The organism is Flavonifractor sp. An306, assembly GCF_002159455.1.
Classification (GTDB): domain Bacteria; phylum Bacillota; class Clostridia; order Oscillospirales; family Oscillospiraceae; genus Flavonifractor.
Map to the genome: position 1 here is coordinate 20,855 of NZ_NFIQ01000013.1, position 25,960 is coordinate 46,814.

Sequence of the window (25,960 nt, forward strand, 5' to 3'; positions counted from 1 at the left end):
TGTCAAAAGTGAATAACATGCATGGATAGAGGCGCGGAGCGCAAGGTAGCAGTGCAATGACAAGGGCAGGCGAGCCCGATGTGCATTGTGAATGTCCGCTCCGCCGAAGGGGGACGTGAATCGTACAGCCCTCCCCCTGAGTCGTGGGCCCAGCGCTCACGGATTGTCATGAGTCACATGAAGCGCTATTTATGTCTGAACGAGAGTTACCCCTCCCGCGGACATGAGTAGCATTTTTTTGTTCATGAAGCGCTATCCCGCCGGGAGTATCTTCCAAACGGCGGGCTAGCGTTTATTTTTTCTGAGGAGGCGTGTTATGGAAAAACTCATCATCACCGCGGCCATTTGCGGCGCAGAGGTCACCAAGGAGCACAACCCCGCGGTCCCCTACACGGTGGAGGAAATGGTCCGTGAGGCCAAGAGTGCCTTTGAGGCGGGCGCGGCGGTCATCCACGTCCACGTCCGTGAGGACGACGGCACCCCCACTCAGGACCGGGAGCGGTTCCGTGTGGTGCTGGACGCCATCAAGGAGGCCTGCCCCGGCGTGATCCTGATCCCCTCCACCGGCGGCGCCACCGGCATGACCCCCGAGGAGCGGCTGCAGCCCACCGAGCTGTGCCCCGAGATGGCCACGCTGGACTGCGGCACCTGCAACTTCGGCGACGACATCTTCGTCAACGACATGCCCACCATGCGGGCCTTCGGCAAGCGGATGATTGAGAACCATATCAAGCCCGAGTACGAGTGCTTCGAGATCGGCCACCTGGACACCATCGTGAACATGGCGGGCAAGGGCCTGGTCCCCGGCGCTCCCATGCAGTTCAACTTCGTGCTGGGCGTGTCCGGCTGCACCCCCGCCACCGTGGGCAACCTGGAGTACCTGGTCAAGCAGATCCCCGCCGGGTCCACCTGGACTGTCACCGGCGTGGGCCGGGGCGCCTGGCCCATGGCCGCCGCCGGCATCATCATGGGCGGCAACGTCCGGGTGGGCTTTGAGGACAACATCTACCTGGAAAAGGGCCACAAGGCCGCCTCCAACGGCGAGCTGGTGGCCAAGGTGGTCCGCCTGGCCAAGGAGCTGGGCCGCGAGATCGCCAACCCCGACGAGGCCCGCAAGATTCTGGGCCTGGCCTGAAATCCCGTCAGTACTTATCTCCCCAACCAAATTAGATCATCTCCCCAACCAAACAAAACGAAACAGGAGGAACTTTCTATGCAGAAGAAAGGCAACAAGTACGGCACTCACCGCGTTATCGAGCCCCAGGGTCTGCTGACCCAGGCCGCCAAGAAGATCGACAACACCATGGAGTGCTACTCCAACGAGATCCTGTGCGACGTGTCCGCCCTGAATATCGACTCCGCCTCCTTCACCCAGATCTATGAGGCCTGCGGCAAGGACCTGGGCAAGACCGAGCAGATGATCCTGGACATCGTGAACGAGCGCGGCAAGATGCAGAACCCCGTCACCGGCTCCGGCGGCATGTTCATCGGCACCGTCAAGGAGATCGGCGAGGACCTGCAGGGCAAGATCGACCTGAAGGTGGGCGACAAGATTGCCTCTCTGGTGTCCCTGTCCCTGACTCCCCTGAAGATCAACAAGATCAAGGCCATTCACCCCGAGATCGACCGGGTGGACGTGGACGCCCAGGCCATCCTGTTTGAGTCCGGCCTGTACGCCAAGCTGCCCGACGACATGAGCGAGGAGCTGGCCCTGGCCGCTCTGGACGTGGCCGGCGCTCCCGCCCAGACCGCCAAGCTGGTCAAGCCCGGCGACTCCGTCCTGATCCTGGGCGGCGCGGGCAAGGGCGGCATGATGTGCTGCTACGAGGCCATGAAGCGTGTCGGCCCCACCGGCAACGTGGTGGCCCTGGTCATCTGCCAGGAGGACGCCGACCTGCTCAAGAGCATGAACCTCTGCCACCACGCCATCGTGGGCTCCGCCACCAACCCGGTGGAGGTGCTGGAGAAGTCCCTGGCCGCCAACAACGGCAAGGAGTACGACATCTCCATCCTGATTGTCAACGTCCCCGCCTGCGAGATGAGCGCCATCCTCCCCGTCCGGGACAACGGCACCGTGTACTGCTTCTCCATGGCCACCGATTTCGCCAAGGCCGCCCTGGGCGCCGAGGGCTGCGGCAAGGACGTCACCATGGTCATCGGCAACGGCTACACCAAGGACCACGCCGAGATCACCCTGTCCGAGCTGCGTGAGAATCCCCAGCTGAAGGCCTACTTCGAGAAGAAGTACCTGTAAATTCGCGGTTTCCCCGCCCTGGGCGGGTAAACAATATCTGATGTGACATTCCCGTGGCACCGCATCCGGCCCGGGCGCCGGTGGAGACACTCCTCCTCCCCAACCCTGTCCTTCGCCGCCGTTTCGGTATGGAAGCCTGGCCCGCGGATCTCGCATCCCCACACTGATTGAGAAAGGATGACCTTGTTATGGTAGAGTCCCGCCGCAAGATCCTGTTTCCCAACGTGACCGATGAAGAGTGGAACGACTGGCATTGGCAAGTCAAAAACCGCATCGAGACCCTGGAGGACCTGAAGAAGTACGTGGACCTGACTCCTGAGGAAGAAGAGGGCGTCAAGGCCTGCCTGGGTACCCTGCGCATGGCCATCACCCCCTACTATCTGTCCCTGATCCAGCCCGGCGATCCCCACGATCCCGTCCGGCTGCAGGCCGTTCCCACCGGCAAGGAGCTGCATCAGTCCGCCGCCGACCTGCTGGACCCCCTGCATGAGGACGAGGACTCCCCCGCTCCCGGTCTGACCCACCGCTATCCCGACCGCTGCCTGCTGCTCATCACCGACCAGTGCTCCATGTACTGCCGCCACTGCACCCGCCGCCGCTTCGCCGGCCAGAACGACGCCGGCCTGCCGGTGGACCAGGTGGATCAGGCCATCGAGTACATCCGCAACACCCCCGTCATCCGGGACGTGCTGCTCTCCGGCGGCGACGCGCTGCTCTGCTCCGACGAGCGCCTGGAGTACATCATCGCCAAGCTGCGCGAGATCCCCCACGTGGAGATCGTCCGCATCGGCTCCCGCACCCCCGTGGTGCTGCCTCAGCGCATCACCCCCGAGCTGTGCAACATGCTGAAGAAGTATCACCCCGTCTGGCTGAACACCCACTTCAACCACCCCAACGAGATCACCCCCGAGTCCGCCAAGGCCTGCGCCATGCTGGCTGACGCCGGTATCCCCCTGGGCAACCAGAGCGTGCTGCTGGCCGGCATCAACGACTGCGTCTACACCATGAAGAAGCTGGTCAACGAGCTGGTCAAGATCCGTGTGCGTCCCTACTACATCTATCAGTGCGACCTGTCCATGGGCCTGGAGCACTTCCGTACCCCCGTCAGCAAGGGCATCGAGATCATCGAGGGCCTGCGGGGCCACACCTCCGGCTTCTGCGTGCCCACCTTCGTGGTGGACGCCCCCGGCGGCGGCGGCAAGACCCCCGTTATGCCCCAGTACGTCATCTCCCAGACCCCCAAGAAGGTCATCCTGCGCAACTACGAGGGCGTTATCACCACCTACACCGAGCCCGAGCACTACACCGACTGCCAGTGCGACTACTGCACCGGCAAGAAGAAGAAGGAGCTCATGGGCGTGGCCGGTCTGGAGCGTGGTCAGGCTCTGTCCATGGAGCCCGCCGGTCTGGAGCGTCATAAGCGCTCCCACCACGAGGAGTAATCTTACACGAGGCATACAGCGGACCGCCGCTTTCAGGCGACGGTCCGCTTGCCCCCGTTTATTCAGTTACAAAGAATGGAAGTGATCGATGTTGGAATCCAAGCTGAATCTTGATTTTAAGCTGGTGGAGCAGGCCCGGGCACACGCCTCCCGGGTGGCTGACGACACCCAGCGTTTCATCGACGGCTGCACCACCGTGGCCGTGGAGCGCACCATCTGCCGTCTGCTGGGCATCGACGGTGTGGACGCCGGCGAAGTGCCCCTGCCCAACGTGGTGGTGGAGCACCTGCTGGAAAAGGGCGGCCTGCCCCAGGGCGCTGCCTTCTGGATCGGCAACGCCATGGTGGAGACCGGCAAGAACCCCCAGGCCATTGCCGAGGACGTGGCCAACGGTGCGCTGGACCTGACCGCCGTTCCCGCCCACGGCGAGGCGGAGATCCACGCCGCTCTGGCTCCCATCGTGGAGGAGAGCCTGGCCAAGATCCGCGCCCGCCGCAAGCGCCGCGAGGACTTCATCGCCTCCCACGGCGGCGAGAAGCAGGGGCCCTGGATCTACCTGATCGTGGCCACCGGCAACATCTATGAGGACGTGGTGCAGGCCACCGCCGCCGCCCGCCAGGGCGCCGACGTCATCGCCGTCATCCGCACCACCGGCCAGTCCCTGCTGGACTACGTGCCCTATGGCGCCACCACCGAGGGCTTCGGCGGCACCTACGCCACCCAGGAGAACTTCCGCCTGATGCGTGAGGCCATGGACAAGGTGGGCGAGGAGCTGGGCCGCTACATCCGGGTGTGTAACTACTGCTCCGGCCTGTGTATGCCCGAGATCGCCGCCATGGGCGCCTTCGAGGGCCTGGACGTGATGCTCAACGACGCTCTGTACGGCATCCTGTTCCGGGACATCAACATGCAGCGCACCCTCATCGACCAGTCCTTCTCCCGGGCCATCAACGCCTACGCCGGCGTGGTGATCAACACCGGCGAGGACAACTACCTGACCACCGCCGACGCGGTGGAAGAGGCCCACACCGTGCTGGCCTCCCAGTTCCTCAACGAGGCCTTCGCCCTCCGGGCCGGCCTGCCCGAGGAGCAGATGGGTCTGGGCCACGCCTTTGAGATTGACCCCGACGTGGAGAACGGCTTCCTGTACGAGCTGGCCCAGGCCGAAATGGCCCGGGAGATCTTCCCCAATGCCCCGCTGAAGTACATGCCTCCCACGAAGTTCATGACCGGCAACATCTTCCGCGGCCAGGTGCAGGACGCCCTGTTCAACATGGTGACCATCCTGACCAACCAGAAGATCCACCTGCTGGGCATGATGACCGAGGCCATTCACACCCCCTTCCTGTCCGACCGTTTCCTGGCCATCCAGAACGCTCAGTACATCTTCCGCACCATGCACGACCTGGGCAGCGAGATTGTATTTAAGGAAGGCGGCATCATGCAGAACCGTGCGGCCGACGTGCTGCACAAGGCCACCGACCTGCTGGGCCAGATCGAGCAGCTGGGTATTTTCGAGACCCTGGAGCGGGGCATTTTCGCCGACATCAAGCGGCCCCGGGACGGCGGCAAGGGCCTGGAAGGCGTCGTAAGCAAGGCGCCCGGGTATTTCAACCCCTTCCTTGAGCCCATGATGAAAGGGGGTGCCGGCAAATGAGTTCCGGACTGTATCAGATTCGTGACAAAGATCTGGACACCACTCTGGATCTGACCCGGCTGAAACCCTATGGCGACACCATGAACGACGGCAAGGTGCAGCTCTCCTTCACCCTGCCCGTCAAGGACGACGACAAGGGCGCCGCCGCCGCCGTGCTGGTGGCCCAGAAGATGGGCCTGGCCGACCCCAACGTGGCGCTGCGGCAGAAGCTGGACGAGGCCTTCACCTTCTATGTGGTGTACGGCTCTCTGACCCACTCTATCAACTACAATGAGATCGTGGTGCAGACTGTGGCTGACGAGGCCATGGACATGCACGAGACCGACGAGTTCCTGAAGGAGCGGCTGGGCCGCAAGCTGGTGGTGGTGGGCGCCTCCACCGGCACCGACGCCCACACCGTGGGTATCGACGCCATCATGAACCGGAAGGGCTTCGCCGGCCACTACGGCCTGGAGCGCTACGAGATGATCGAGGCCTACAACCTGGGCTCCCAGGTGCCCAACGAGGAGTTCCTCAAGAAGGCCGCCGAGGTCAACGCCGACGTGCTGCTGGTCTCCCAGACCGTCACCCAGAAGGACGTGCACATCCAGAACCTGACCGAGCTCATCGAGCTGGCCGAGGCTGAGGGCGTCCGCGAGAAGTACATCTTCTGCTGCGGCGGCGCCCGCATCACCCACGCTCTGGCCAAGGAGCTGGGCTATGACGCCGGCTTTGGCGCCGGCACCTACGCCGACGACGTGGCCACCTTCTGCGCCAAGGAAATGGTGCGCCGTCTGGGCAAATAAATTTTGTTTCTCCTCTCTTTTCCCCTCTTTTCTCTGCAAAGGACGGCGGGGCCCCATCGGGGCCCCGCCGTCCTGCATTTTGTTTGATTACATCTCTTCCAGATAGTCCGCCAGCGCCGCCAGATAGAAGGTGGCGTCCATGCGGGTGATGGGTGTATCAGGCAGATAGAGGTCTTCCCGCACGCCGGTGGCGGGCAGGATCTCCTCGGCCAGGCAGAACTCCACTGCCGGCCGGGCCCAGGCGGAAATGGCCGGCGCATCCAGCAGTTCATCCACCTTCGAGGTCTGGGGAGCCTCCACGCCCAGAGAACGGACATAGTTGTAAATCATTACCGCGGCCTGCTCCCGGGTCACCAAGGTCAGGGGCAGGAAATTGCCCCGGCCGTCGCCGCTGACCACGCCGGTCTCCGCCGCCCAGACGACGGCGTTGCTGCGCTCCACGTCGATAAAGGCCATGTTGGCGCCGGGCTGGGGCCGGCCGGCCAGCTCATAGAGCATTTCTACAAACTCCAGTCGGGTGAGGGAGGCGTTGTACGCCCCGGCGTAAACCGACCAAGTGCTGGACTGGATATGCGTCAGCGTTTGGTTCTCACTGGTGGCGTTTCTGGCATAGGCCGCCAGCAGCGCGGCGGCGCTGCCGCCCTGGCTGGCATAGTCCTTGTCCGCCGCCGCCGACCAGGTGACGGTACATGCCGGGAACTCCGGGTCGCGGAGCCGGGCGGCGGATACCGCCACGGTAAAGACCTGCTCGTCCTGCACCGGAAAGCCGTCCGCCGTGAAGAAATTCACCCGTTTCCCCGGCTCGCTGCCCAGGTAGAGCTCATAGTTCATCCCATACAGGAAATCAGCCTCCGCTCCACCGGCGGGCTGGCCCGCATCGGTGACGGTATACCACTGGGCACAGGTATCCAGCCATTGGCGCAGCTGGGCGCCGGTGAGCTCCACCGTCACCACCGGGCTGGGATCGGGAAGAAGCTTGGCACAGTCCCCGAGAGTCAGGGCGGCGGTGCTGCTTTTTTTCTCAAACAGGGCGGCAGGGGTCACCTCCCCAAAGGAGGCGGGAGAGAGCAGCACAGCGTCCGCGCCGGTGGCCCACAGCAGGGCCTCCCCCACCAAATCGCCGGTATCGGTCTGCCGGGCGGCCGCCTGGCTGCCGTCCCAGTCGCCCGACAGGGTTGCCACTCGCTGGCCGGCCGCCTGTTCCGCCGCGGCATAGGAGGGCGCCACCAGCTGGGCCAGCGCCTCGTCCTCCTCATAGTCCTCCAGACGCAACAGGGCGCTTTCCCCCAAAACGGGGTTCCCCTCCTCATCCATGGTGACCAGGGTGCGGGTCAGGGCGGTGCCTCCACCGCAGATATAGGAGACCGGTTCCCCCTCTTTGTTTGGAAGGCTGTCCGCCTGGGCGGCGGTCCCGCTGCCCACCAGCAGATCAATGCCGGTGGTCTCCGCCGCAAACTGGGTCAGGGTATCCCGGTCAGCCTGGCACACCACCACCGTCAGGTCGCAGTCCTCCTCCAGCTCTTCCTGCCAGTATTCCCACTCCCAGGTATAGGTCTTGGCCTTGTTGGCCGGGTGGACAAAGGACACATCCCCATACAGCCGCTGGGGCAGCTGTTGGGCAATTTCCATCCCGCTCAGCCCCAGTACGCCCACCCGGACCTGGGTATCTCCCAGCGGCAGGGCATACACCTGATAATGGGCAATCAGATTTTCCTCGCCCGCTCCGTCCCGCAGGTTGGCCGACAGCACATCCACCGGCGTACCGTCGCCCTGTGTATCCTCCAGGGTCCGGAACAGCTGGCTCCGGTAGCCGCTGCCCAGCCGGAACTCCTCCACGCCGGGCACCAGGGCGTCATAGCCCACAGCCCGGAGGACCTGGGCCACCGCCTGACCGTTCTCGCCAGTCAGGCCGGTATATACCGCGTTGCCGCTGTCCAGCAGCAGCGCGCCGTCCATCTCCTCCCGCTCCCCGGCCATGGCGGCGGATACCTTTAAATAGGAGCTGGTCTCGCTCTGTCCGGTCAGGGGATCCTTGCTGTATATGCTGCCGCGCATCTCGCCCGTGGTATAAATGGCGGCCACAGACGGCGTCTCCTCCGGCTCAGCCGCCAGAGCGGCGGCGCCGGGCAGCAGGGCGGCTGCCAGCAGCAGGGCAAAGGCCCGGACCACAACGCTCCGTTTATCAGCCATAGCAATCGCCTCTTTTCCATATAAAAGGTTGCGCTTCCCCGCCAGGATCCCGGCAAGGGCTGCGTATTTTTTGACAGTTTCATTATAAGGTTGGAATCTGAGGGATGCAATGGCATCCGGTCGAATGTAAAGAAAAAGAAATATTGTTACGTAAATATGGCAAAACCCCCGTGGGACAAGTCCCACGGGGGAAAAAAGTCGATCTGTCTCAGCCCAGCTTGCACAGGGCGGCGGCGGTCCGGGCGGCCAGGCGGGCGTTGTTGAACACCAGCTGAATGTTGGAATCCAGGCTGTCTCCGCCGGTGAGCTCCTTCACCTTGGCCAGCAGGAAGGGGGTGGTGGCCTTGCCGTGGATGCCCTGGGCGTTGGCCTGGGCAATGGCCTCGTCAATGGCGCGGTTGATCACGTCGTGGTCCATGGCGAACTCCTCGGGAATGGGGTTGGTCACCAGCATACCGCCCGTGAGTCCCAGCTGCCGGGACACGTGGAAGGCCTCCGCCAGCTCCTCGGGGGTGTCCATACGGTAGTCCACCTCAAAGCCGCTCTTGCGGGTGTAGAAGGCGGGCAGCTCCTTGGTGCCGTAGCCCAGCACGGGCACGCCGTGGGTCTCCAGGTACTCCAGGGTCAGGCCCAGGTCCAGGATGGACTTGGCTCCGGCACATACCACCATCACCGGGGTGGAGGCCAGCTCCTCCAGGTCGGCGGAGATATCCATGGTGGTCTCGGCTCCCCGGTGGACGCCGCCGATGCCGCCGGTGGCGAAGATCTGGATGCCCGCCATGTGAGCGATCATCATGGTGGTGGTGACGGTGGTGGCCCCGTCGGCCTTCCGGGCCACCAGCACCGCCAGGTCCCGGCGGCTGGCCTTGGTCACGTCCTGACCCTTTTTGCCCAGATACTCGATCTCCTCATGGGACAGGCCGGCCTTCAGACGGCCCCCCAGGATGGCGATGGTGGCGGGCACCGCGCCGCAGTCCCGGATGATCTGCTCCACCTTCAAAGCGGTCTCCACGTTCTGGGGATAGGGCATGCCGTGGGAGATGATGGTGGACTCCAGGGCCACCACGGGCTTGCCCTCGGCCACGGCGGCAGCTACTTCGGGGGCTACGTCCAGATACTGATTCAGATTCATCTTGATTCCCTCCATACTTATAATCACAGTTGTTCCGCCCGGGCCTTCAGGCTTCGGGCGCTCATATCAGGGTTAATGGTCTCGCCGCTCTCCATGGCGATGGCCCCGGCGGCCATGGCCGCCCGGGCGGTGCCCTCCAGGCCGGTGCCCTCCAGATAGGCCCAGGTGATAGCCGCCATGGCAGCGTCCCCGCAGCCGGTGGTGTTCACCATCCTGCCCGGGCAGCAGGGCAGGTGGAGCCGCTGCTGGTGGTCGGCGGCGTACACCCCGTCGCCCCCCAGGCTGACGAACACCCGCCGCAGGCCGGTGTCCAGCAGGGCGTCCACCGCCCGGTCCAGGCTTTCCTGATCCGTGATGGACACGCCGGACAACAGCTCGGCCTCCAGCCGGTTGGGCTTGAGGGTGTGGAGCCTGCCCAGCACCGGCCGCAGCTTCTCCGCCTTGGCGGTGGACACCGGATCGGCAAAGATGGGCAGCTTCACATTCTCCGCCAGCCAGGCGATGGACTCCGGCGGGATATTGGTATCCACCACGATCACCTGGGCGTTCTGCAGCAGACGGGCCCGGCCCGCCAGAAAGGCGGGGGTCACATGGTCGTAGATCTCCATGTCGCTGACGGCCAGGGCCATGTCCCCCTGCTCGTCGGCAATGAACAGATAGGTGGAGGTGGCCGCCCCCGGCACCGTCAGACACTGGCTGATGTCGATGCCCAGCTCTCCGCAGCTGGCGGCGATGCGCTGGGCGTTCATATCGTCCCCGAAGGCGGTGAGCAGCCGCACGTCCACCCCCAGCAGGGCCAGGTTGTGGGCGATGTTCCGCCCCACGCCCCCCAGGCTCATGCGGACCTGGCCGGGGTTGGAGTCAGCGGGCACCAGGGCCTTGTGAGACCGGCCGCCGATGTCCATATTCACGCCCCCCACCACCACGGCGTATGGGGCGGTGCGGACGATATATCCCTTCCCGGCGATGTGGCCCTGCTTCATCAGGTTGGAGATATGGACCGCCGCCGAGGAGCGGGTGATCCCCGCCTTGTCCGCCAGCTCCTGCTGGGAGATCAGCGGATTTTCCTCAATCCACTTGAGGATCTGCCGTTCCCGCTGGGTCATGGCATCGCCTCCTAAACATTTATCTATATACTAATCATATGCTTATTACACAGTCTTGTCAACCCCCTTTGGGAACTTTCTAGAAACGATTTCGTCCAAAAAAGAAAAAAGGAGGGACTGACCATGAAAAAAACCGCATTGCCGCTCGTCGCCCTTTGTCTTGCCCTGCTGGCCGGGTGCGGCCCGGCGGACGGAGCCGCCCTGCCGTCGGAGAGCCCGGCGGACACATCCGCAGTCCTGGTGGACGGGGCCCCCTGGTTTGCCACCTTCCGGGTGGTGGCGGGTGCGGAGACCGGGGAGCTGGTGCTGGCGGCCAACGACGGGACCTCCGGTGAGGTCTACGTCCTGAATACCGAAGGCGTTTCTCTGGACCGCCCAGTGGAAAACGGGGAGCTGATCAACGTCTATTACGAGGCGGTGATGGAGTCCTTCCCCTGTCAGTTTTCCAACGTCACTGCGGTGGAGCACACCGAGACGGAGCGGGACGACCGCTGCGGGCTCTATCTCCAGGTGCTCTCCCACCTGTGGGAGGTGGACCCCGGCCTGAACACCAATCTGGAGGAGCTGGCGGTGGATCTCTCGGAGCTCACCGACCTGAGCGAGAGCGAAAAGGCCGCCGTGACCTGGGCCTTTGGCAATGCCCACGGCCTGATGCCCATGACCGGCACCTGGGAGGAGCTGGTGGAGGAGGGCTACATCGACGGGGAAAACCTGAGCTGGAACGGCAACGGCTGTCTGTTCACCCTGTCCGGCTCCGCCGACGGCACCTTCCAGGCGGACAAGTGGGCCTCCGGTCTGGGGGCGTACGCCTTCGGCGACTGTACCGCCAAAATGGGGAAGGACGGCAGCTGGAGCTACACCATAGGCTACGAGGCTATTTCATGATGTGATAAATTTCTCACATTTCCCTTGACACCCGGTTTCTGTTGTGATATATTCCTCACATAAGATACAAATATATCACAAAAGGAGCTGTGTCATATGTATCTGTCCAAGCGTATCTCCCTCACCCGCAACCGGCAGCTGGGCGCTCTGTGCTGGGCGCTGATCCTGTCCGCCGGCCTGTGCGCCCGTTTCTTCCCTGTCCGGGGTCTGCCCTTTCCCGTCCGGATAGCTGTCGCCGTGCTGCTGGGGGCGGCCGGCGTGGTGGTGGTCTGCACCACCCTGGGCCTGTTCACCGAGAAGGGGGATGAGCGCTCCGCCGAAAACGAGCGGCGCACCAACGCCGCCCTGTTTACCCTCTTTTTCCTGGCCATGGGGGCGGGGCTTTTCCTGCTCAAGGACGGGCGCACCGTTCTGATCGGCAAGGGCGAGCTGCTGGTGATTTTTTCCTCCGTGTGTCTGGCAAAGGATCTGCTCTTTCTGGCCTATGAGAGGTGGTCGGGCTGATGCTGGAGACGAAGATCCGCGCCCTCCGCCAGGAGCGGGGGATGGACCAGAGCCAGCTGGCCGCATTGGTGGGGGTGCGGCGGGAGACCATCAGCAGGCTGGAGAAGGGGCTGTACAACCCCTCCCTCAAGCTGGCCATGGACATCGCCCATGTATTTGGCCGCACCGTGGAGGAGGTTTTTACCTTCCGGGAGGAGTAAGCCTGACCATTTATCCACCCAAAGGGGCCGTCTGTCCGAAAACCGTGGACAGACGGCCCCTTTTTCGCTATATTGGGGGTGAAAGGAGGGGGCGGCATGAAGGTAGATATCCACATTGAGCCGGGCTGTGGGGAAATCTCGGTGACCATCACCGCCCCCGCCCTCACCGACCAGGTCAAGGCCCTGGCCGTCCGGCTCCAGGGCGGCGGGGTGCTCACCGGCTGGCGGGGGGACGTGGCCGTTCCCCTGGGGGCGTCGGAGATCCTGCGCTGCTACGGGGAGGAGAAGGGGGTAAAGGTCCAGACCACCCAGGGGGTGTACGACCTGAAGGAGCGTCTGTACGAGCTGGAGAGCAAGCTGGACCGGCACACCTTTGTGCGCATCTCCCACTCCGAGTTGGTAAACCTGGAGAAGGTCACCGCCCTGGACCTGTCCCTCACCGGCACCATCCGCATGACCCTGGCGGAGGATACGGTGTGCTACGTCTCCCGGCGGTACGTGAAGAAGATCAAGGAGGCCCTGGGGCTTTGAAAGGGGGGAAATCCCGTGACAGACAGACAAAAACAGTGGCTGGTCCGCATCCTCATCGGAGGGCTCATCGGCGTGGCCGTGCTGGTTCCGGTGGGCGGGCTGTTCAACGACCTGGTGAGCGGCGGGCTCCTCGCCACGGGGACCCACGCCCCCTTCCGGCTGGTGAGCTGGGAGCTGGAGCGGCTGGCGGGCCCCGCCGCCCTGGCGGTGCAGCTGGGGCTGTACTTTCTGATGGGGGCGGTGGTGGGAGTATCCACCCTCCCCTTTGCCGACGACGGGGCCACCCTGGTCCGCCGCTCCCTGGCCCACTTCGCCGCCACCGCCGGGGTCCTCACTTTGCTGGTGTGCCTGTGCGGCTGGAACTGGGGAAAGGTGGTCCCCCTGGTGGTGTATCTGGCGCTGCTGGCGGCGGTTTACCTGCTGATCTGGCTGGTGCGGTGGGCGGGCTGGTACGCCGAGGTGGCCGCCATCCGGGCAAAGCTGGGGTTGGTTCCCGGCTCCTCCCCACTGAAGTGGAGGGAGACCCTGCCCTATGTCCCTCTGGCCCTGGCCCTGTGCCTGGGGGTGCCCTGGCTGCTCCGGCAGCTGGAGGGCAGCGGTATGCCCCTGCTCAGCGGCACAATCTACGCCCAGCTGCTGCTGCCTGTGGGCTGTCTGGCCTCCGGCATGTGGCTGGGCAAGCGCCACGGGTTTTGTCCCCTCTACCCGGTGGTGTGCGGGGTGGGAATGCTGGCCGCTGTTTTTCTCCTCTATAATTACACCGTGCTGATCCTCTTCTGTGCCATCGCCTTTGGCTCCGCTCTGCTGGGGGTGGCGGCGGGGGCCTACCCCAGAAAAAAGGAGGGGGATTGAATGGAGCGGCTGTATCTGCTGATGACAGGGGGCGCGCCGATCCTGGGGGCGCTGGTGGGCACACTGGCTCTCACCCTGCTGGTGGGCCGCCTGACCCGGCGGCGGTTCCGCCCCCTCCGGCTGCTTCCCCTGGGCTTGCTGGCCATTCCTTTGACCGTTGCCGCAGAGCAGTACCTGACGCCCCACGGGCCATTGTCCTTCTGGGAGCTGGCCGTGCTGTACTCAGCCGCCGTGGGCGGGGCCATCCTTCTGGGCTGGCTGGTGGGGTGGAGATTCTGCCTGAGGAAGGGAGTGTGATGAAAACATGGAGATGCTCCTGCTGATGTTTTGGGGGCCTCTGGTGGGCACACTGGCCCTCACCCTGCTGGTGGGCCGCCTGACCCAACGGCGGTTCCAGCGGCTCATCCTGTTCCCCCTGGGCTTTCTGGCCATTCCTCTGGCGGGGAGCGTGTACGAGTGGCTGCTGGGCGGTTTTTTCTGGGAGCTGGGGGTTCTGCTGTGGGTAATAATCGGCGTGTCCATCCTCCTGGGCTGGCTGGCAGGATGGCGGCTCTGCCGTGGAAAGGAGAGAGCGCCGTGAAACGGGATGTCAAGCTGTACAATGTTCTGCTGCCCATTTGGATCCTGTACTTCTTCCCCCAGGTGTGGATCATCACCCTGCCGGGTAACCTGCTTATCGACTGCGCGGTGCTGCTGCTCACCCTGGCGGTTTTAAAGCACACCCAGAAAAAGGCGGTGCTGAAAAAGCTGTGGTGGAAGTTCTGGCTGCTGGGCTTTCTGGCCGATTTCATCGGGGCGCTGTTCCTCTTCGGCTGCTGGTATCTCTCCCTGCTGCCGGAGCCCGTGGGCTCCTGGATAGACAGTATCATCTCCCAGGCCTTCCTCAACCCCTTCCGCACCCTGCCCGGATTCCTGTACACCCTGACGGGGGTGGTCATTGCCGGGGTGTGCATCTACTTCTTCGACAAGCGGGCCATGAAGTCCTGCACCCTGCTGGACGGACGGCAGCGGCATATCGTCGCCCTCACCATGGCCGTCGTCACCGCCCCCTGGACCTTCCTGATCCCCCTGTACAACTACTGAGCGCCTGCCCGCGGCACAAGGCTTGAAGCTTTGTGCCGCGGGCATTATAATAGTAAGGTATGCAGCACAGAGAACGGGGGATTGACATGGGGAAAGGCATCAGCTATTTCGGCCTGGTGGCCATGGGGGTGGGGTGTATGCTGGGCACCAGCTGGCTGCTGCTCACCGGCACCTGGCTGGAGACGGCGGGGGGACCCCTCAACCTGGCGGTGGCCTTTGCCCTGTGCATCGTCATCGAGCTGCCCTTCGCCTTCGCCTACATGGAGGCTATCCCCATGCTCCCCCTGCCCGGCGGCGAGGTGGTGTACTCCTACGCCGCCTTCGGCCCCGGCGGCGGCTTTGCCGTGGGCTGGGCGGGGATTTTGATGAACACCATCGTGTTCTGCTGGGTGGATCTGGCGGCGGTGTCCCTGCTGGACGGGCTGTTTCCCGCCCTGGGAACCACGGCGGTGCTCTACCACGTGGGGGAATTCGCCGTCACCCTGCCCAATGTGGTCCTCCAGCTGGCCCTGGCCGGGGGGATCCTGTGGGTGCAGCTGCGGGGGGCCAACGTGTGCGCCTCCCTGGCTAAAATCGCCACGGTGGTACTGCTGGTGATGTGCGCCATTGGCCTTGCCATCTGCTTTACCCACTTTGACCCGGCCGTCTACGCCGCCGACGGGGGCCTGGACTTCAACTTCTCCGGCTCGGCGGCCCTGCTGTCCCTGCTGGTGTTCTCGGTGGCCGGGTGGGAGACCGTGTCCAAGGCCGCCGCCGACGCCACCGGCCCCGCCGCCCGGAAAGCGGGGGCCGCCCTGATCACCTGCCTGTTTCTGGTTACCGGCATCCTGTGTCTGGTGTCCACCGCCGTGGCGGGCTGTATGCCCTGGACCGAGGCCATCGGCCGCACCGCCCCCTTTGCCGACGTGCTGGTGGGCCTCACCGGCCAGAGCTGGGTACGGCCCCTCTTCCTGATCACCGCCTTTGTGGGGGCGGTGGGGGTGATGAACTCCACCCTCTACTCCTCCGCCCGGATGCTGTACGGCCTGGCCCAATTCGCCCTGGTATCCCCCAAATTCACAAAGCTCCACCCCAGATACGCCACCCCAACCCGGTGCATCTGGTTTACCGCCGCCTTTGTGGTACTTACCCCCTTCACCGGCAAGCTGCTGTTTCTCCCCTTCATCAACGTGGCCTCCCTCACCACCATCGTCATGTGGGTGATGACCTACGCCGCGGTGCTCACGCTGCGGCGGAGCAGGCCCGAGCTGCGCCGCCCGGTGTCCATGCCGGGGGGACGGATGACGGCGGTACTGGGGGCCGCGGCGTCGGTCTTTCTGGCGGGCAACATCCTGCTGCCCATGAGCCCCGGCGCTCTGGACGGCCTGGAGTACGCCCTGGCCGCCCTGCTGGCGGCGCTGGGGGCGGGGCTCTACCTCCGGCGGGACCGGTCGGTATCCCGCCAGGAACAGGAAAAGCGGATTTTCGGGGACCTTCTGCGCCGGTAATTGCCCAAAACCCCTTGCAAAATCAGGGGAAAATGATATACTAATCCCCACTGAGACTTCATTTTACAGAAACAGAGGGAACGAACATGGAACGCACCAAAATCGCACAGCTTTTTGCCGACAAAGAGCGCCTGGGCGGCCAGACCGTCACCGTCTCCGGCTGGGCCCGCACCATCCGGGACATGAAGGGCTTCGGCTTCGTGGAACTCAACGACGGCTCCTGCTTCAAGAACCTGCAGATCGTCCTGGACGCCAACGCCCTGGACAACTATAAGGAGATCGCCGGGCAGAACGTGGGGGCCGCCCTCACCGTCACCGGCACCCTGGTGCTCACCCCCGAGGCCAAGCAGCCCATGGAGGTGAAGGCCGCCACCGTGGTGGTGGAGGGCACCTCCACCACCGACTACCCCCTGCAGAAAAAGCGGCACAGCGTGGAGTATCTGCGCACCATCCAGCACCTGCGGCCCCGCACCAACCTGTTTTCCGCCGCCTTCCGGGTGCGCTCCGTGGCGGCCCACGCCATCCACACCTTCTTCCAGGACCGGGGCTTTGTGTACGTCCACACCCCCATCATCACCGCCTCCGACTGCGAGGGCGCCGGCGAGATGTTCAAGGTGACCACCCTGGACCTGGAGAACCTGCCCCGCACCGAGGACGGCCAGGTGGACTACAGCCAGGACTTCTTCGGCAAGAGCGCCAACCTCACCGTGTCCGGCCAGCTCAACGCCGAGAACTTCGCCATGGCCTTCGGGGACGTGTACACCTTCGGCCCCACCTTCCGGGCGGAGAACTCCAACACCCAGCGCCACGCCGCTGAGTTCTGGATGATCGAGCCCGAGATGGCCTTCTGCGACCTGAAGGGCGACATGGACGTGGCCGAGGCCATGATCAAATTCATCATCAAAACCGTGATGGAGAAGTGCCCCGATGAGCTCAACTTCTTCAACTCCTTCGTGGACAAGGGCCTGAAGGAGCGGCTGGAGCACGTGGCCAACTCCGACTTTGGCCGGGTGAGCTACACCGAGGCGGTGGAGCTGCTGAAGAAAAACAACGACAAGTTTGACTACAAGGTGGAGTGGGGCTGCGACCTGCAGACCGAGCACGAGCGCTACCTCACCGAGCAGATCTTCAAGCGCCCCGTGTTTGTCACCGACTACCCCAAGGAGATCAAGGCCTTCTATATGCGCCTCAACGACGATGGCAAGACCGTGGCCGCCGCCGACTGTCTGGTGCCCGGCATCGGCGAGATCATCGGCGGCTCCCAGCGTGAGGAGCGGCTGGACATTCTGGAGGGGCGCATCAAAGAGCTGGGCATGAACCCCAAGGATTACTGGTGGTACTGCGACCTGCGGCGGTACGGCGGCTGCAAGCACGCCGGGTTCGGCCTGGGCTTTGAGCGGATGGTGATGTACCTCACCGGCATCTCCAACATCCGGGACGTACTGCCCCACCCCCGCACCGTGGGCAACGCGGATTTCTAATTCGGCGGGCCTGTCTCTTATCAAAGTCATTTACGTGGTCGATATTACTATCGGAGCAATCCACCATCTTGTGAGAAAGGAGTGACCGCTATGGTAGAGGGCATTATGGGCATGCAGACCGCCCAGATCCAGGGCGCCTACAGCACCGCGCTGATGAAGCGGTCCATGGACGACGCGGAAAGTCAAGCACTCTCCCTCATCAACGACATGGTTGCCTCCGTACCCGCCCCGGCTCAGTACAGCTTTGACGTCTGGGCCTGAGTTGGGATCAGAGCAAAAAGGACGGCCGATCACTGATCGGCCGTCCTTTTTTCGTATTTTTTCAGCAGGTCCTCAATGGCCTCGTCCAGCAGTCTGGATTTGGGCACCCGGGTCTTTGCGGAGAGATCATTAAATGGTTCGACCAGCTTGTTATCCAGGGAAGAAATGAACTTCTTTCGGTTCACCAACACAGATTCCGCCATTTAAATACCTCCTATATGCACACTATAGCATTACCAGTTTTCCGAAACAAGTGGGTTGTATATAGTATGCATATGGTGTATATTATGCCTGGAGGTGGTATAAATGGAGGAAAACAAGACCTGTTCGTCCTGCCGCTATTTCCGCCAGCATTATGTGAGATTGGCCCGCAACCGCTTCGATCCCATCCCCTGCGGACACTGCGGCGAACCCCGGCTCCGGGAAAAAAAGCCGGATACCCCGGCTTGCTCCCGTTATGCTCAAAAGAAGGCGGCCTCCGGCGGGCCCCTTTCTCAGCGATGAGAAAGGGGCGAAAGAATCAACAGGGGGAGGGATTTCGATTTCCCTCCCCCTGTACCCCCTCCTTAAAACGACCAATCAGGGGGGCCTGCGGGCCCCCCTATTGGATGTACCCCCCGGAGGGGCGGTCGCACGTCCTTAATCCTTTGCCAGCGGCAGTTTAACCGTGAAGGTAGACCCCTTCCCTACTTCGCTTTTCAGGGCCACCGTACCCCCGTAGAGCTGCACGATATGCTTGACGATAGCCAGCCCCAGTCCGGTGCCGCCGTTTTTCCGGGCCCGGCCCTTATCCACCCGGTAGAACCGTTCAAAGACCCGGCTCTGGGCCTCGGCCGGGATGCCGATGCCGTTGTCGGTCACGGTGATCACCGCCTGATTGTCCTTGAGCTGGATGGCGGCGTCCACCTTGCCACCCTTTTCGGTGTACTTGATGCCGTTGCTCATCAGGTTGAGCAGCAGCTCCTTCACCCGGCTCCGGGGTACCGCCACCACGGCGGACAGGCCGGACACCGACAGGCTCACGTCCCCCTCCCTGGCGGCGGGGGAGAGCAGATCGGCGGTCTCCCTGGCCACCTCCAGCACGTCGGTGCGCTCGCTGCACTGGTCGATGGCCACCGACTCCAGCTCGGAGAGCTTCAAAATGTCGTTGATGAGGTCGATGAGCCGGTCCACCTCCACCCCGATCATGGTAATGAACCGCTTCTGATCCTCGGGGGAGGCCACCATACCGCTGGAGAGCATCTCAGTAAAGCCCTTGATGCTGGTCAGGGGGGTTTTCAGCTCATGGGACACGTTGGCGGTAAACTCGCTGCGGATCCCCTCCGCCTTTTTCAGCTCGGTGACGTCGGAAATGAGGATGGAGGTACCCACCGGCTGGCCCTCGAACTGCCGCCCGGCCACCGGGGAGACGAACATCCGCAGGGAGCGGGCGCTCTCGGCCAGGGCGTCCACGTCCAGCACCACGCCGGCGTGCTTCTGCTGGCACTCCTGGATGGCCTCCCGCAGGCGGCGGCTGCGGGTGAGCAGCAGGGCCCCGTCGTCCTCCTCCCCCTCGGGGAAGCCGAAGATGGTCCGGGCCGCCCGGTTGATGGCCAGCACCCTGCCGTCCTCGTCCAGCAGGATCAGGCCCTCGGCCATGCAGTCCAGAATGAGGGCCACCTTGTCCCGCTCGTCGGTGATGGACTGGATGTAGCCCCCCAGCCGCTCCATCAGCTTGTCGATGTAGCGCAGGATGGGCCGCAGCTCGTCGTCGGACTGGTACTCCTCCAGGCCGGGCTTGCCGGTGCCGTCCAGCACCCCCTGGAGGGCCTGGCTGACGGCGTTGAGGGGGGCCACCACCCGGTTGGCGGTGCGGCGGGCCAGCAGCAGGGCCAGCAGCAGGGCCGCCGCCGAGGCAATGAGCACGCTCCACAGGCTGCTCACCACCAGGCTGTCAATGGAGGACAGGGGCATGGAGGCCCGGCCGATCATGCCGTCGGCGAATTTCTTGGCCACGTAGAACATGGAGGTGCCCATGGTGTCCGAGTGGCGCACCGCCTCCCCCCAGCCGGTGGCGGCGGCAGACTCCACCTCGGGCCGGTTTCCGTGGTCCTCCAGCCCCTCCGGGTCGGCCCCGGTGTCGGCCAGCACGGTGCCGTCGGTGTCAATGATGGTCAGCCGCTTGCCCGGCGCGGCCTGGCTGAACTGCCGGGCCAGCTCCTGGGGGTCGGTGTCGGCGCTCTGGGCGTCCATCAGCACCAGCAGCTCCTGGAGGGTATCCCGGGCGGCGTCCATCTCCCGGCTGCAGAAGATCAGCACCCCCACCAGGTTGGATAAAAGCAGGGCGCACACCACGGTGAGCAGCGTGGCCCCGATGATACGTTTTTTCATGCAGGTCCCTCCCACTAGGACATTTTATAGCCCACGCCCCGGACGGTGGTGATCACATCCTCCCCCAGCTTCTGGCGCAGGGCCTTTACGTGCATGTCCACGGTGCGGGTCTCTCCGGTGTAGTCGTAATCCCACACGGCCTGGAGGATCTCGTCCCGGGTGAGGGCCACCCCCCGGCGGGTACACAGCAGGCGCAGCAGCTCAAACTCCTTGAAGGTGAGCTCCACCAACTTGCCCCCCTTGCGCACCTCCCGGGCGGCGGGGTCGATCTCCAGCTCGCCGCAGGTGAGCACCCGGTCCCCCCGCCGCTGGGTACGGCGGAGCACCGCCTTCACCCGGGCCTGGAGTTCCATGATGCCGAAGGGCTTCACCACGTAGTCGTCCGCCCCGTTCTCCAGGCCGGAGACCCGGTCCATCTCGGCGGAGCGGGCGGTGAGCATGATCACGGGCACCTCGCTGGTCTCCCGGCCCTCCCGGAGCCGGCGGAGGATCTCCAGCCCGTCCATGCCGGGGAGCATGATGTCCAGGATGTACAGCACCGGGAGCGGCTGGCCGGCGTCCTCAAAGAGCGCCTCCCCCGACTCGTAGGCCCGGACGGTATAGCCCACCGATTGAAAATAGTAGCGGAGCATCTCCCGGATGCTCTCGTCGTCCTCCACCACCGCGATGGTTCTGGACATGGTATCACTTCCTTACCCCAGAATTTCGCCGGTGACGCAGAAAATGGCCCACTGGGCGATGTTCACCCCGTGGTCGGCGATGCGCTCCAGGTACTTGGCGATGATGATGAGATCAATGGCCTGGTCGGCCTCCTGGCGGTTTTCCACAATGAGCTCCACAAGCTCTGCCTTGATGGTGCGGAAGAGCTCGTCAATCTCGTCGTCCAGCGCGATCACCGCCCGGGCGGCGTCGGTGTCCCGGTTGACATAGGCGAAAATGGCCCGCTTCACCATCACCCCCGCCTTCTGGCTCATGGTGCGGATGTGGGCCAGGGCGGAGGTCTGCTTCTGGCCGGTGAGCAGCAGGGAGATCTCCGCAATGTTGGAGCACTGGTCTCCAATGCGCTGCAGGTCGGTGACCATCTTCAGCGCGGCGGAGATGGTGCGCAGGTCCCGGGCCACCGGCTGCTGCTGGAGGAGCAGCCGCAGGCAGCGGTTTTCGATGTCCCGCTCCATCTCGTCCATATGGCGGGTCACTTCCACGGCGGACTTGGCGGCCTCGTCGTCCCCGGAGGCCAGGGACTCGGTGACCACGTCGATGGCGTCCTCCGCGGCGGCGGCCATGTCGATCATTTCGTAATTGAGCTCCTGGAGCTCGGCGTCAAAGGTCTTTCTCATGGCGTACTCCTTCTTAACCAAAGCGGCCGGTGATATAGTCCTCGGTGCGCTTGTCCCTGGGCATGGAGAACAGCTGGGTGGTATCCCCGAACTCAATGAGCTGGCCCAGCAGGAAGAAGGCGCACTTGTCGGACACACGGGTGGCCTGCTGCATGTTGTGGGTGACGATAACAATGGTGTACTGGTTTTTCAGGTCGGAGATCAGGTCCTCGATCTTGGAGGTGGAGATGGGGTCCAGGGCGGAGGTGGCCTCGTCCATCAGCAGGATGTCGGGCTCCACCGCCAGGGCCCGGGCGATGCACAGCCGCTGCTGCTGGCCGCCGGACAGACCCAGGGCGGACTTTTTCAGCCGGTCCTTCACCTCGTCCCAGATGGCCGCCCCCTGGAGGGACTTTTCCACAATGTCGTCCAGGCGGCTCTTGTTGCGGATGCCGTGGGTGCGGGGGCCGTAGGCCACGTTGTCGTAGATGGACATGGGGAAGGGGTTGGGCTTCTGGAACACCATGCCGATCTGCTTGCGCAGCCAGGTCACATCCACCTTGGAGTCGTAGATCTCCATGCCCCGGTACTGCACCGAGCCGGTGATCTTGATGCCGGGCACCAGGTCGTTCATCCGGTCCAGGGTTTTCAGAAAGGTGGACTTGCCGCAGCCGGAGGGCCCGATGAGGGCGGTGACCTGCTTTTCGGGGATGTCCACGCTGACCTTTTTCAGCGCCTGGGTGGGACCGTACCAGAGGTCGAGATCCCGGGCAGACAGGACTATATTCTCATCCATAATGGGGTCTCCTTACTTTTTCTTTAATTTCTTGCCCACCAGCTTGGCGCTGAGGTTGATGATCAGGGTGAGGAGCATCAGAATGGCGGCGATGGCGAAGGCCACGTCGAACTCCGCCCGCTCCCGGGCGTACACATACAGTGCCACAGTGAGGGAGGCGCCGGAGGAGTGGAGGAAGTTATCCACAGAGGCGAAGTAGTTGTTCAGGCTCATGCCCATGCCGGCGGTAAAGAGCAGCGCGGCCGACTCGCCCACGATGCGCCCCACCGACAGGATGCAGCCGGTGACGATGCCGTCCACCGAGGAGGGGAGCACCACCGTGCGGATCATGTGCCACTTGCCCGCCCCCAGGCCCAGGGCCGCCTCCCGGTAGGACTGGGGCACGGTTTTCAGGGACTCCTGGGTGGTGCGGATGATGGTGGGGATGGTGACGATCACCAGGGTGAGGGAACCGGCCAGCAGGGAGGCCTGCAACTCCATCAGCTGGCAGAAGAACAGCATACCCACCAGGCCGAAGATGATGGAGGGGATGCCGGTCAGGGTCTCGGTGGCGAACTCAATGGCGGCCACAAACCGGCGGTTGGAGGCGTACTCGGTCAGATAGATGGCCGCCCCCACCCCCAGAGGCAGGATGATGATGAGGGTCATTACCACCAGGTAGACAGTATTGAGGATATTGGGCAGGATGCCGATGGTGTCCTTGATGAAGCTGGGCTCAGTGGAGAGGAATTCCCAGGTCACGTGGGGCAGACCCTTGACGAAGATATAGCCGATGATGAACACCAGCAGGGCGCAGGTCAGGGCCGCGCAGAAGTAGAGCAGAAACCGCAGGATGCGGTCATAGGCCTTCCGTTTTCCGGAGAGAGGCTGTATTTCCATCACAGTATATCACCCCTTCTTCCGTTTGAGAAGCGTGTTGAGGATTACATTGATGAGCATGATGAAGAGGAAGAGCACCAGGGCGATGGAGAACAGGGCCTGGCGCTGGAGGCCGGAGGCGTAGGCCATCTCGCTGGCCACGGCGGTGGTGAGGAAGCGGACGGACTGAAACAGCCCGGGCATGTTGGCCACGTTGCCCGCCACCATGATGATGGCCATGGCCTCGCCGATGGCCCGGCCGATGCCCAGCACCACCGAGGCGGCGATGCCGCTGGAGGCCGCCGGGACGGACACCCGGAACACGGTCTCGATGTGGGTGGCGCCCAGGGCCAGGGAGGCCTCCTCGTACTCCTTGGGCACCGCCTTCAGGGCGGTCTCAGACACCGAGATGATGGAGGGCAGGATCATGACGGCCAGCACGATGATGGCGCAGAACAGGCTGGCGCCGTCGGGCAAATTGAAGGCCACCCGGACGGCGGGCACCAGCACCATCATGCCGATGAGGCCGTACACCACCGAGGGGATGCCCGCCAGCAGGTCCACGGCGGGCCGCACCACAGCGGCCAATCTGGGAGGCGCCACCTTGGCCAGGAACACCGCCGTCATGAAGCCCACCGGCACGCCCAGCAGGATGGCCCCGGCGGTGCCGTAGATGGAGGTGAGGATGAAGGGGAGGATGCCGAACTTGGGCTCTGCCGCGGTGGAGGCCCACTCCTTGCCGAACAGGAAGTCCACCAGGCCGATCTCACGAATGGCCGGCAGACCGGAGACAATCAGATAAATGCTGATAAACAGCACGAACACGACGGCGATCAGCCCGCACAGGAGGAACAGCAGATTCATGATGACTTCCAGGGGGCGGAGCTTTTGTTTCATGGTAGATTACCGGCCTTTCGTAGGATGGAGCAATCATGCCGAGTGCCCCCTCGCGTTTCGAGGGGGCACGTGGCGTCTGTTTCGGTGGGGCGGGACTCAGGCCAGCGGCACAGCGCCGGCGCCGGCGATCAGGTCGGAAGCCTCGGCGGAGGTGGCCCACTGGACGAAGGCGTTGGCAGCATCGGAGAGCTCCGCGCTGTCGCTGACGATGAAGTTGAAGTTACGCTGAATGGCGTAGGTGCCGTCCAGCACGGTCTCCTCGGTGGGAGCCACGCCGTCCACGGTGATGGCCTTCACGGTCTCGTCCACGGAGGACAGGGAGGCGTAGCCGATGGCGTTGGGGTTGGAGGCCACGGCGGCGATCACCTCGCCGGTGGAGGTGTACTCGTTCTGGTACTTGCAGGCGTCCTCGGTGCCGGTGATGGACTCAAAGCCGTCCCGGGTGCCGGAGCCGGCCTCACGGCCCATAAAGACCACCTGGCCGTCGTTTCCGCCCACCTCGGACCAGTTGGTGATCTCGCCGGTGGCCAGCTGGGCAATCTGCTCCACGGTCAGATTGGCCACGGGGTTCTGGGGGTTGACGACGATGGCGATGCCGTCCTTGGCCACGGTGATGGCCTTCACACCGCTCTCCCCGTCCTTCAGGTCACGGGAGGCCAGGCCGATGTCGCAGGTACCGTCCTTGGCGCCGGTGATGCCGGCGCTGGAGCCGGAGGCGGTATAGTTGATGGTGATGCCGGGCTGCACCTCGGCAAAGCCCTCCTTCAGATAGCCCATCACCTTCTCCATGGAGGTGGAGCCGTTGGTGTTGACAATGCCGGAGATCTGGGTGTTGTCGCCGGCGGGGGCCTCGGACTCCACGGCGGCGGGGCTGTTGGCGCCGGCGGCGGGGGTCTGGGTGGTATCGCCGCTGCTGCCGCAGCCGGCCAGCAGGCCCACGCACAGGGCGGCGGAGAGCATCAGAGCAAGAGTTCTCTTCTTCATGGTATTCATTCTCCAATCATGCATAAAATTCTTCACTTGCGGGAACGCTTATCAGTATATCCGGCAATTGTAAAGTTGTCCTTCAAGCCTTTGTAAAGTCTGTGTAAAGCCCCTTTTTGACATAGGATTGCACGCTTTACACAATCCATACCGATTTGGAGCACAGAAAAAAGCGCGCCGTGGAAGGTTTCCTTCCACGGCGCGCCGCCGGTTTTTCTTCAGTTGAGTCCCAGCCACTGTTTCAGATCCCACAGGTCGGGGGCGATGTGCTCGCAGGGCAGGCGGGCGGCCAGAAAATCCTCCGCCCCGGTGGTGCCGTTGAGCACGGCGCAGAAGTGGGCCCCCGCCCCCTGGGCGGTCTGGGCGTCGATGGTGGTATCCCCGCAGTAGAGCACCTGCTCCGGGGTCAGGCCCTGGGCGGCGATGGCGGCCAGCAGGCCCTCCGGATCGGGCTTGGGCTTGTTCACCTGGTCGCCGCCGGTGACGCTGGCCAGCAGGCCCAGCGCCCCCCGGGCCTCCAGAATGGCTTTCAGGGTGTCGCTGCGCTTGGTGCTCACCACTCCCACGGGCACCCCCGCCCGGGACAGGGCGGTCAGCAGCTCCAGGGCACCGGGGCACAGCTGGGCGGTCTCCACCTGCATGGGCCCCGCCTTCTCGGTGTAGAGTTCCCGGAATCTGGCCCGGTTTTCCGCCGCGGCATCTCCGGTGAGGGCGGTGTATCCGTCCTCCAGGGTAAAGCCGACGGTGTGCCGCACCTGGTCATAGCCCGGCTCAGGCCAGCCCATGCGTTCAAAGGCGTACCGGAATCCGGCCACAATGGCGGGGGTACAGTCCCCCAGGGTATAGTCAAAGTCAAAAAAGACCGCTTGATACTGCATTTCGCCTGTTC

29 protein-coding genes and 1 riboswitch are annotated in these 25,960 nt (G+C 63.8%); of the genes, 17 read left to right on the forward strand and 12 right to left on the reverse strand.

The window, feature by feature from the left end:
* Positions 1-18: 18 nt before the first annotated feature.
* Positions 19-196: riboswitch (Lysine riboswitch) on the forward strand.
* Between the two features lie 120 nt (positions 197-316).
* The 5 genes from B5F88_RS04720 to B5F88_RS04740 all read left to right on the forward strand — a co-directional run bounded on the left by B5F88_RS04720 (position 317) and on the right by B5F88_RS04740 (position 6,138).
* Positions 317-1,135 carry a 3-keto-5-aminohexanoate cleavage protein gene (locus B5F88_RS04720; protein ID WP_087342249.1) on the forward strand — a complete coding sequence of 273 codons (819 nt, stop codon included), beginning with the start codon at positions 317-319 and terminating at the stop codon, positions 1,133-1,135.
* Between the two features lie 78 nt (positions 1,136-1,213).
* Entirely contained in the window at positions 1,214-2,254 is a 1,041-nt protein-coding gene (locus B5F88_RS04725) for an L-erythro-3,5-diaminohexanoate dehydrogenase (protein WP_087342253.1), read from the forward strand.
* Between the two features lie 188 nt (positions 2,255-2,442).
* Complete coding sequence (ablA, locus tag B5F88_RS04730) at positions 2,443-3,696, forward strand: lysine 2,3-aminomutase (RefSeq protein ID WP_087342256.1); 1,254 nt, start codon at positions 2,443-2,445, stop codon at positions 3,694-3,696.
* Positions 3,697-3,784: 88 nt separating this feature from the next.
* Complete coding sequence (locus B5F88_RS04735) at positions 3,785-5,353, forward strand: lysine 5,6-aminomutase subunit alpha (protein ID WP_087342258.1); 1,569 nt, start codon at positions 3,785-3,787, stop codon at positions 5,351-5,353.
* On the forward strand, positions 5,350-6,138 hold the full coding sequence (locus B5F88_RS04740; RefSeq protein WP_087342259.1) for an OAM dimerization domain-containing protein: 789 nt from the start codon (positions 5,350-5,352) through the stop codon (positions 6,136-6,138). The genes B5F88_RS04735 and B5F88_RS04740 overlap by 4 nt, the downstream gene beginning before the upstream one ends.
* Before the next feature lie 87 nt (positions 6,139-6,225).
* On the opposite strand, the gene B5F88_RS04745 is transcribed toward B5F88_RS04740, so the two are convergent.
* The 3 genes from B5F88_RS04745 to B5F88_RS04755 form a co-directional block, all read right to left on the reverse strand.
* Positions 6,226-8,328: a 5'-nucleotidase C-terminal domain-containing protein gene (locus tag B5F88_RS04745; RefSeq protein WP_087342262.1), complete on the reverse strand. Its 2,103-nt coding sequence runs from the start codon at positions 8,326-8,328 to the stop codon at positions 6,226-6,228.
* A gap of 208 nt (positions 8,329-8,536) precedes the next feature.
* Entirely contained in the window at positions 8,537-9,460 is a 924-nt protein-coding gene (locus B5F88_RS04750; RefSeq protein WP_087342265.1) for a pseudouridine-5'-phosphate glycosidase, read from the reverse strand.
* 23 nt (positions 9,461-9,483) lie between these two features.
* A complete protein-coding gene (locus B5F88_RS04755; protein ID WP_087342268.1) occupies positions 9,484-10,566 on the reverse strand; it encodes a PfkB family carbohydrate kinase in 1,083 nt (360 codons plus the stop codon).
* Between the two features lie 123 nt (positions 10,567-10,689).
* Here B5F88_RS04755 and B5F88_RS04760 point away from each other — a divergent pair, with 123 nt between their 5' ends.
* From B5F88_RS04760 to B5F88_RS20165, 11 genes are all read left to right on the forward strand, one after another.
* Entirely contained in the window at positions 10,690-11,451 is a 762-nt protein-coding gene (locus B5F88_RS04760) for a hypothetical protein (RefSeq protein ID WP_087342271.1), read from the forward strand.
* Positions 11,452-11,547: 96 nt separating this feature from the next.
* A complete protein-coding gene (locus tag B5F88_RS04765) occupies positions 11,548-11,955 on the forward strand; it encodes a hypothetical protein (protein WP_087342274.1) in 408 nt (135 codons plus the stop codon).
* Positions 11,955-12,155: a helix-turn-helix transcriptional regulator gene (locus B5F88_RS04770; protein ID WP_191398081.1), complete on the forward strand. Its 201-nt coding sequence runs from the start codon at positions 11,955-11,957 to the stop codon at positions 12,153-12,155. Before B5F88_RS04765 ends, B5F88_RS04770 begins: the two co-directional genes overlap by 1 nt.
* Before the next feature lie 96 nt (positions 12,156-12,251).
* The gene (locus B5F88_RS04775; protein WP_087342277.1) at positions 12,252-12,686 is read left to right on the forward strand and encodes a LytTR family DNA-binding domain-containing protein; all 435 of its coding nucleotides are present in this window, start codon (positions 12,252-12,254) and stop codon (positions 12,684-12,686) included.
* 15 nt (positions 12,687-12,701) lie between these two features.
* Complete coding sequence (locus B5F88_RS04780; RefSeq protein ID WP_087342280.1) at positions 12,702-13,538, forward strand: DUF3021 family protein; 837 nt, start codon at positions 12,702-12,704, stop codon at positions 13,536-13,538.
* Positions 13,539-13,835, forward strand: coding sequence for a hypothetical protein (locus tag B5F88_RS04785; protein ID WP_087342283.1), 297 nt, complete (start codon positions 13,539-13,541; stop codon positions 13,833-13,835).
* A gap of 7 nt (positions 13,836-13,842) precedes the next feature.
* On the forward strand, positions 13,843-14,118 hold the full coding sequence (locus B5F88_RS04790; RefSeq protein ID WP_087342286.1) for a hypothetical protein: 276 nt from the start codon (positions 13,843-13,845) through the stop codon (positions 14,116-14,118).
* Positions 14,115-14,621: a hypothetical protein gene (locus tag B5F88_RS04795; RefSeq protein WP_087342289.1), complete on the forward strand. Its 507-nt coding sequence runs from the start codon at positions 14,115-14,117 to the stop codon at positions 14,619-14,621. The genes B5F88_RS04790 and B5F88_RS04795 overlap by 4 nt, the downstream gene beginning before the upstream one ends.
* Before the next feature lie 86 nt (positions 14,622-14,707).
* On the forward strand, positions 14,708-16,108 hold the full coding sequence (locus B5F88_RS04800) for an APC family permease (RefSeq protein ID WP_087342292.1): 1,401 nt from the start codon (positions 14,708-14,710) through the stop codon (positions 16,106-16,108).
* 86 nt (positions 16,109-16,194) lie between these two features.
* Positions 16,195-17,589, forward strand: a complete 1,395-nt coding sequence (gene asnS, locus B5F88_RS04805) for an asparagine--tRNA ligase (RefSeq protein WP_087342295.1) — start codon at positions 16,195-16,197, stop codon at positions 17,587-17,589.
* A gap of 90 nt (positions 17,590-17,679) precedes the next feature.
* Positions 17,680-17,850 carry a putative motility protein gene (locus B5F88_RS20165; RefSeq protein WP_140402055.1) on the forward strand — a complete coding sequence of 57 codons (171 nt, stop codon included), beginning with the start codon at positions 17,680-17,682 and terminating at the stop codon, positions 17,848-17,850.
* Between the two features lie 29 nt (positions 17,851-17,879).
* Here the strand turns inward: B5F88_RS20165 and B5F88_RS04810 are convergent, their stop codons facing one another.
* Positions 17,880-18,053, reverse strand: a complete 174-nt coding sequence (locus B5F88_RS04810; RefSeq protein WP_087342297.1) for a ribbon-helix-helix domain-containing protein — start codon at positions 18,051-18,053, stop codon at positions 17,880-17,882.
* A 103-nt stretch (positions 18,054-18,156) separates the two neighbouring features.
* Here B5F88_RS04810 and B5F88_RS04815 point away from each other — a divergent pair, with 103 nt between their 5' ends.
* Entirely contained in the window at positions 18,157-18,354 is a 198-nt protein-coding gene (locus B5F88_RS04815) for a hypothetical protein (RefSeq protein WP_087342300.1), read from the forward strand.
* A 135-nt stretch (positions 18,355-18,489) separates the two neighbouring features.
* On the opposite strand, the gene B5F88_RS04820 is transcribed toward B5F88_RS04815, so the two are convergent.
* From B5F88_RS04820 to B5F88_RS04855, 8 genes are all read right to left on the reverse strand, one after another.
* Entirely contained in the window at positions 18,490-20,220 is a 1,731-nt protein-coding gene (locus B5F88_RS04820; RefSeq protein ID WP_087342303.1) for an ATP-binding protein, read from the reverse strand.
* A gap of 14 nt (positions 20,221-20,234) precedes the next feature.
* On the reverse strand, positions 20,235-20,900 hold the full coding sequence (locus tag B5F88_RS04825) for a response regulator transcription factor (protein WP_087342306.1): 666 nt from the start codon (positions 20,898-20,900) through the stop codon (positions 20,235-20,237).
* Between the two features lie 12 nt (positions 20,901-20,912).
* Positions 20,913-21,557, reverse strand: coding sequence for a phosphate signaling complex protein PhoU (phoU, locus tag B5F88_RS04830; RefSeq protein ID WP_087342309.1), 645 nt, complete (start codon positions 21,555-21,557; stop codon positions 20,913-20,915).
* Positions 21,558-21,570: 13 nt separating this feature from the next.
* On the reverse strand, positions 21,571-22,332 hold the full coding sequence (pstB, locus tag B5F88_RS04835; RefSeq protein WP_087342312.1) for a phosphate ABC transporter ATP-binding protein PstB: 762 nt from the start codon (positions 22,330-22,332) through the stop codon (positions 21,571-21,573).
* Between the two features lie 12 nt (positions 22,333-22,344).
* Positions 22,345-23,211, reverse strand: a complete 867-nt coding sequence (pstA, locus tag B5F88_RS04840) for a phosphate ABC transporter permease PstA (protein ID WP_087342314.1) — start codon at positions 23,209-23,211, stop codon at positions 22,345-22,347.
* 9 nt (positions 23,212-23,220) lie between these two features.
* A complete protein-coding gene (gene pstC, locus B5F88_RS04845) occupies positions 23,221-24,087 on the reverse strand; it encodes a phosphate ABC transporter permease subunit PstC (RefSeq protein WP_087342317.1) in 867 nt (288 codons plus the stop codon).
* 96 nt (positions 24,088-24,183) lie between these two features.
* Entirely contained in the window at positions 24,184-25,071 is an 888-nt protein-coding gene (locus B5F88_RS04850) for a phosphate ABC transporter substrate-binding protein (protein ID WP_087342320.1), read from the reverse strand.
* Between the two features lie 218 nt (positions 25,072-25,289).
* Positions 25,290-25,949, reverse strand: coding sequence for an HAD-IA family hydrolase (locus B5F88_RS04855; RefSeq protein ID WP_087342323.1), 660 nt, complete (start codon positions 25,947-25,949; stop codon positions 25,290-25,292).
* Positions 25,950-25,960: the final 11 nt, after the last annotated feature.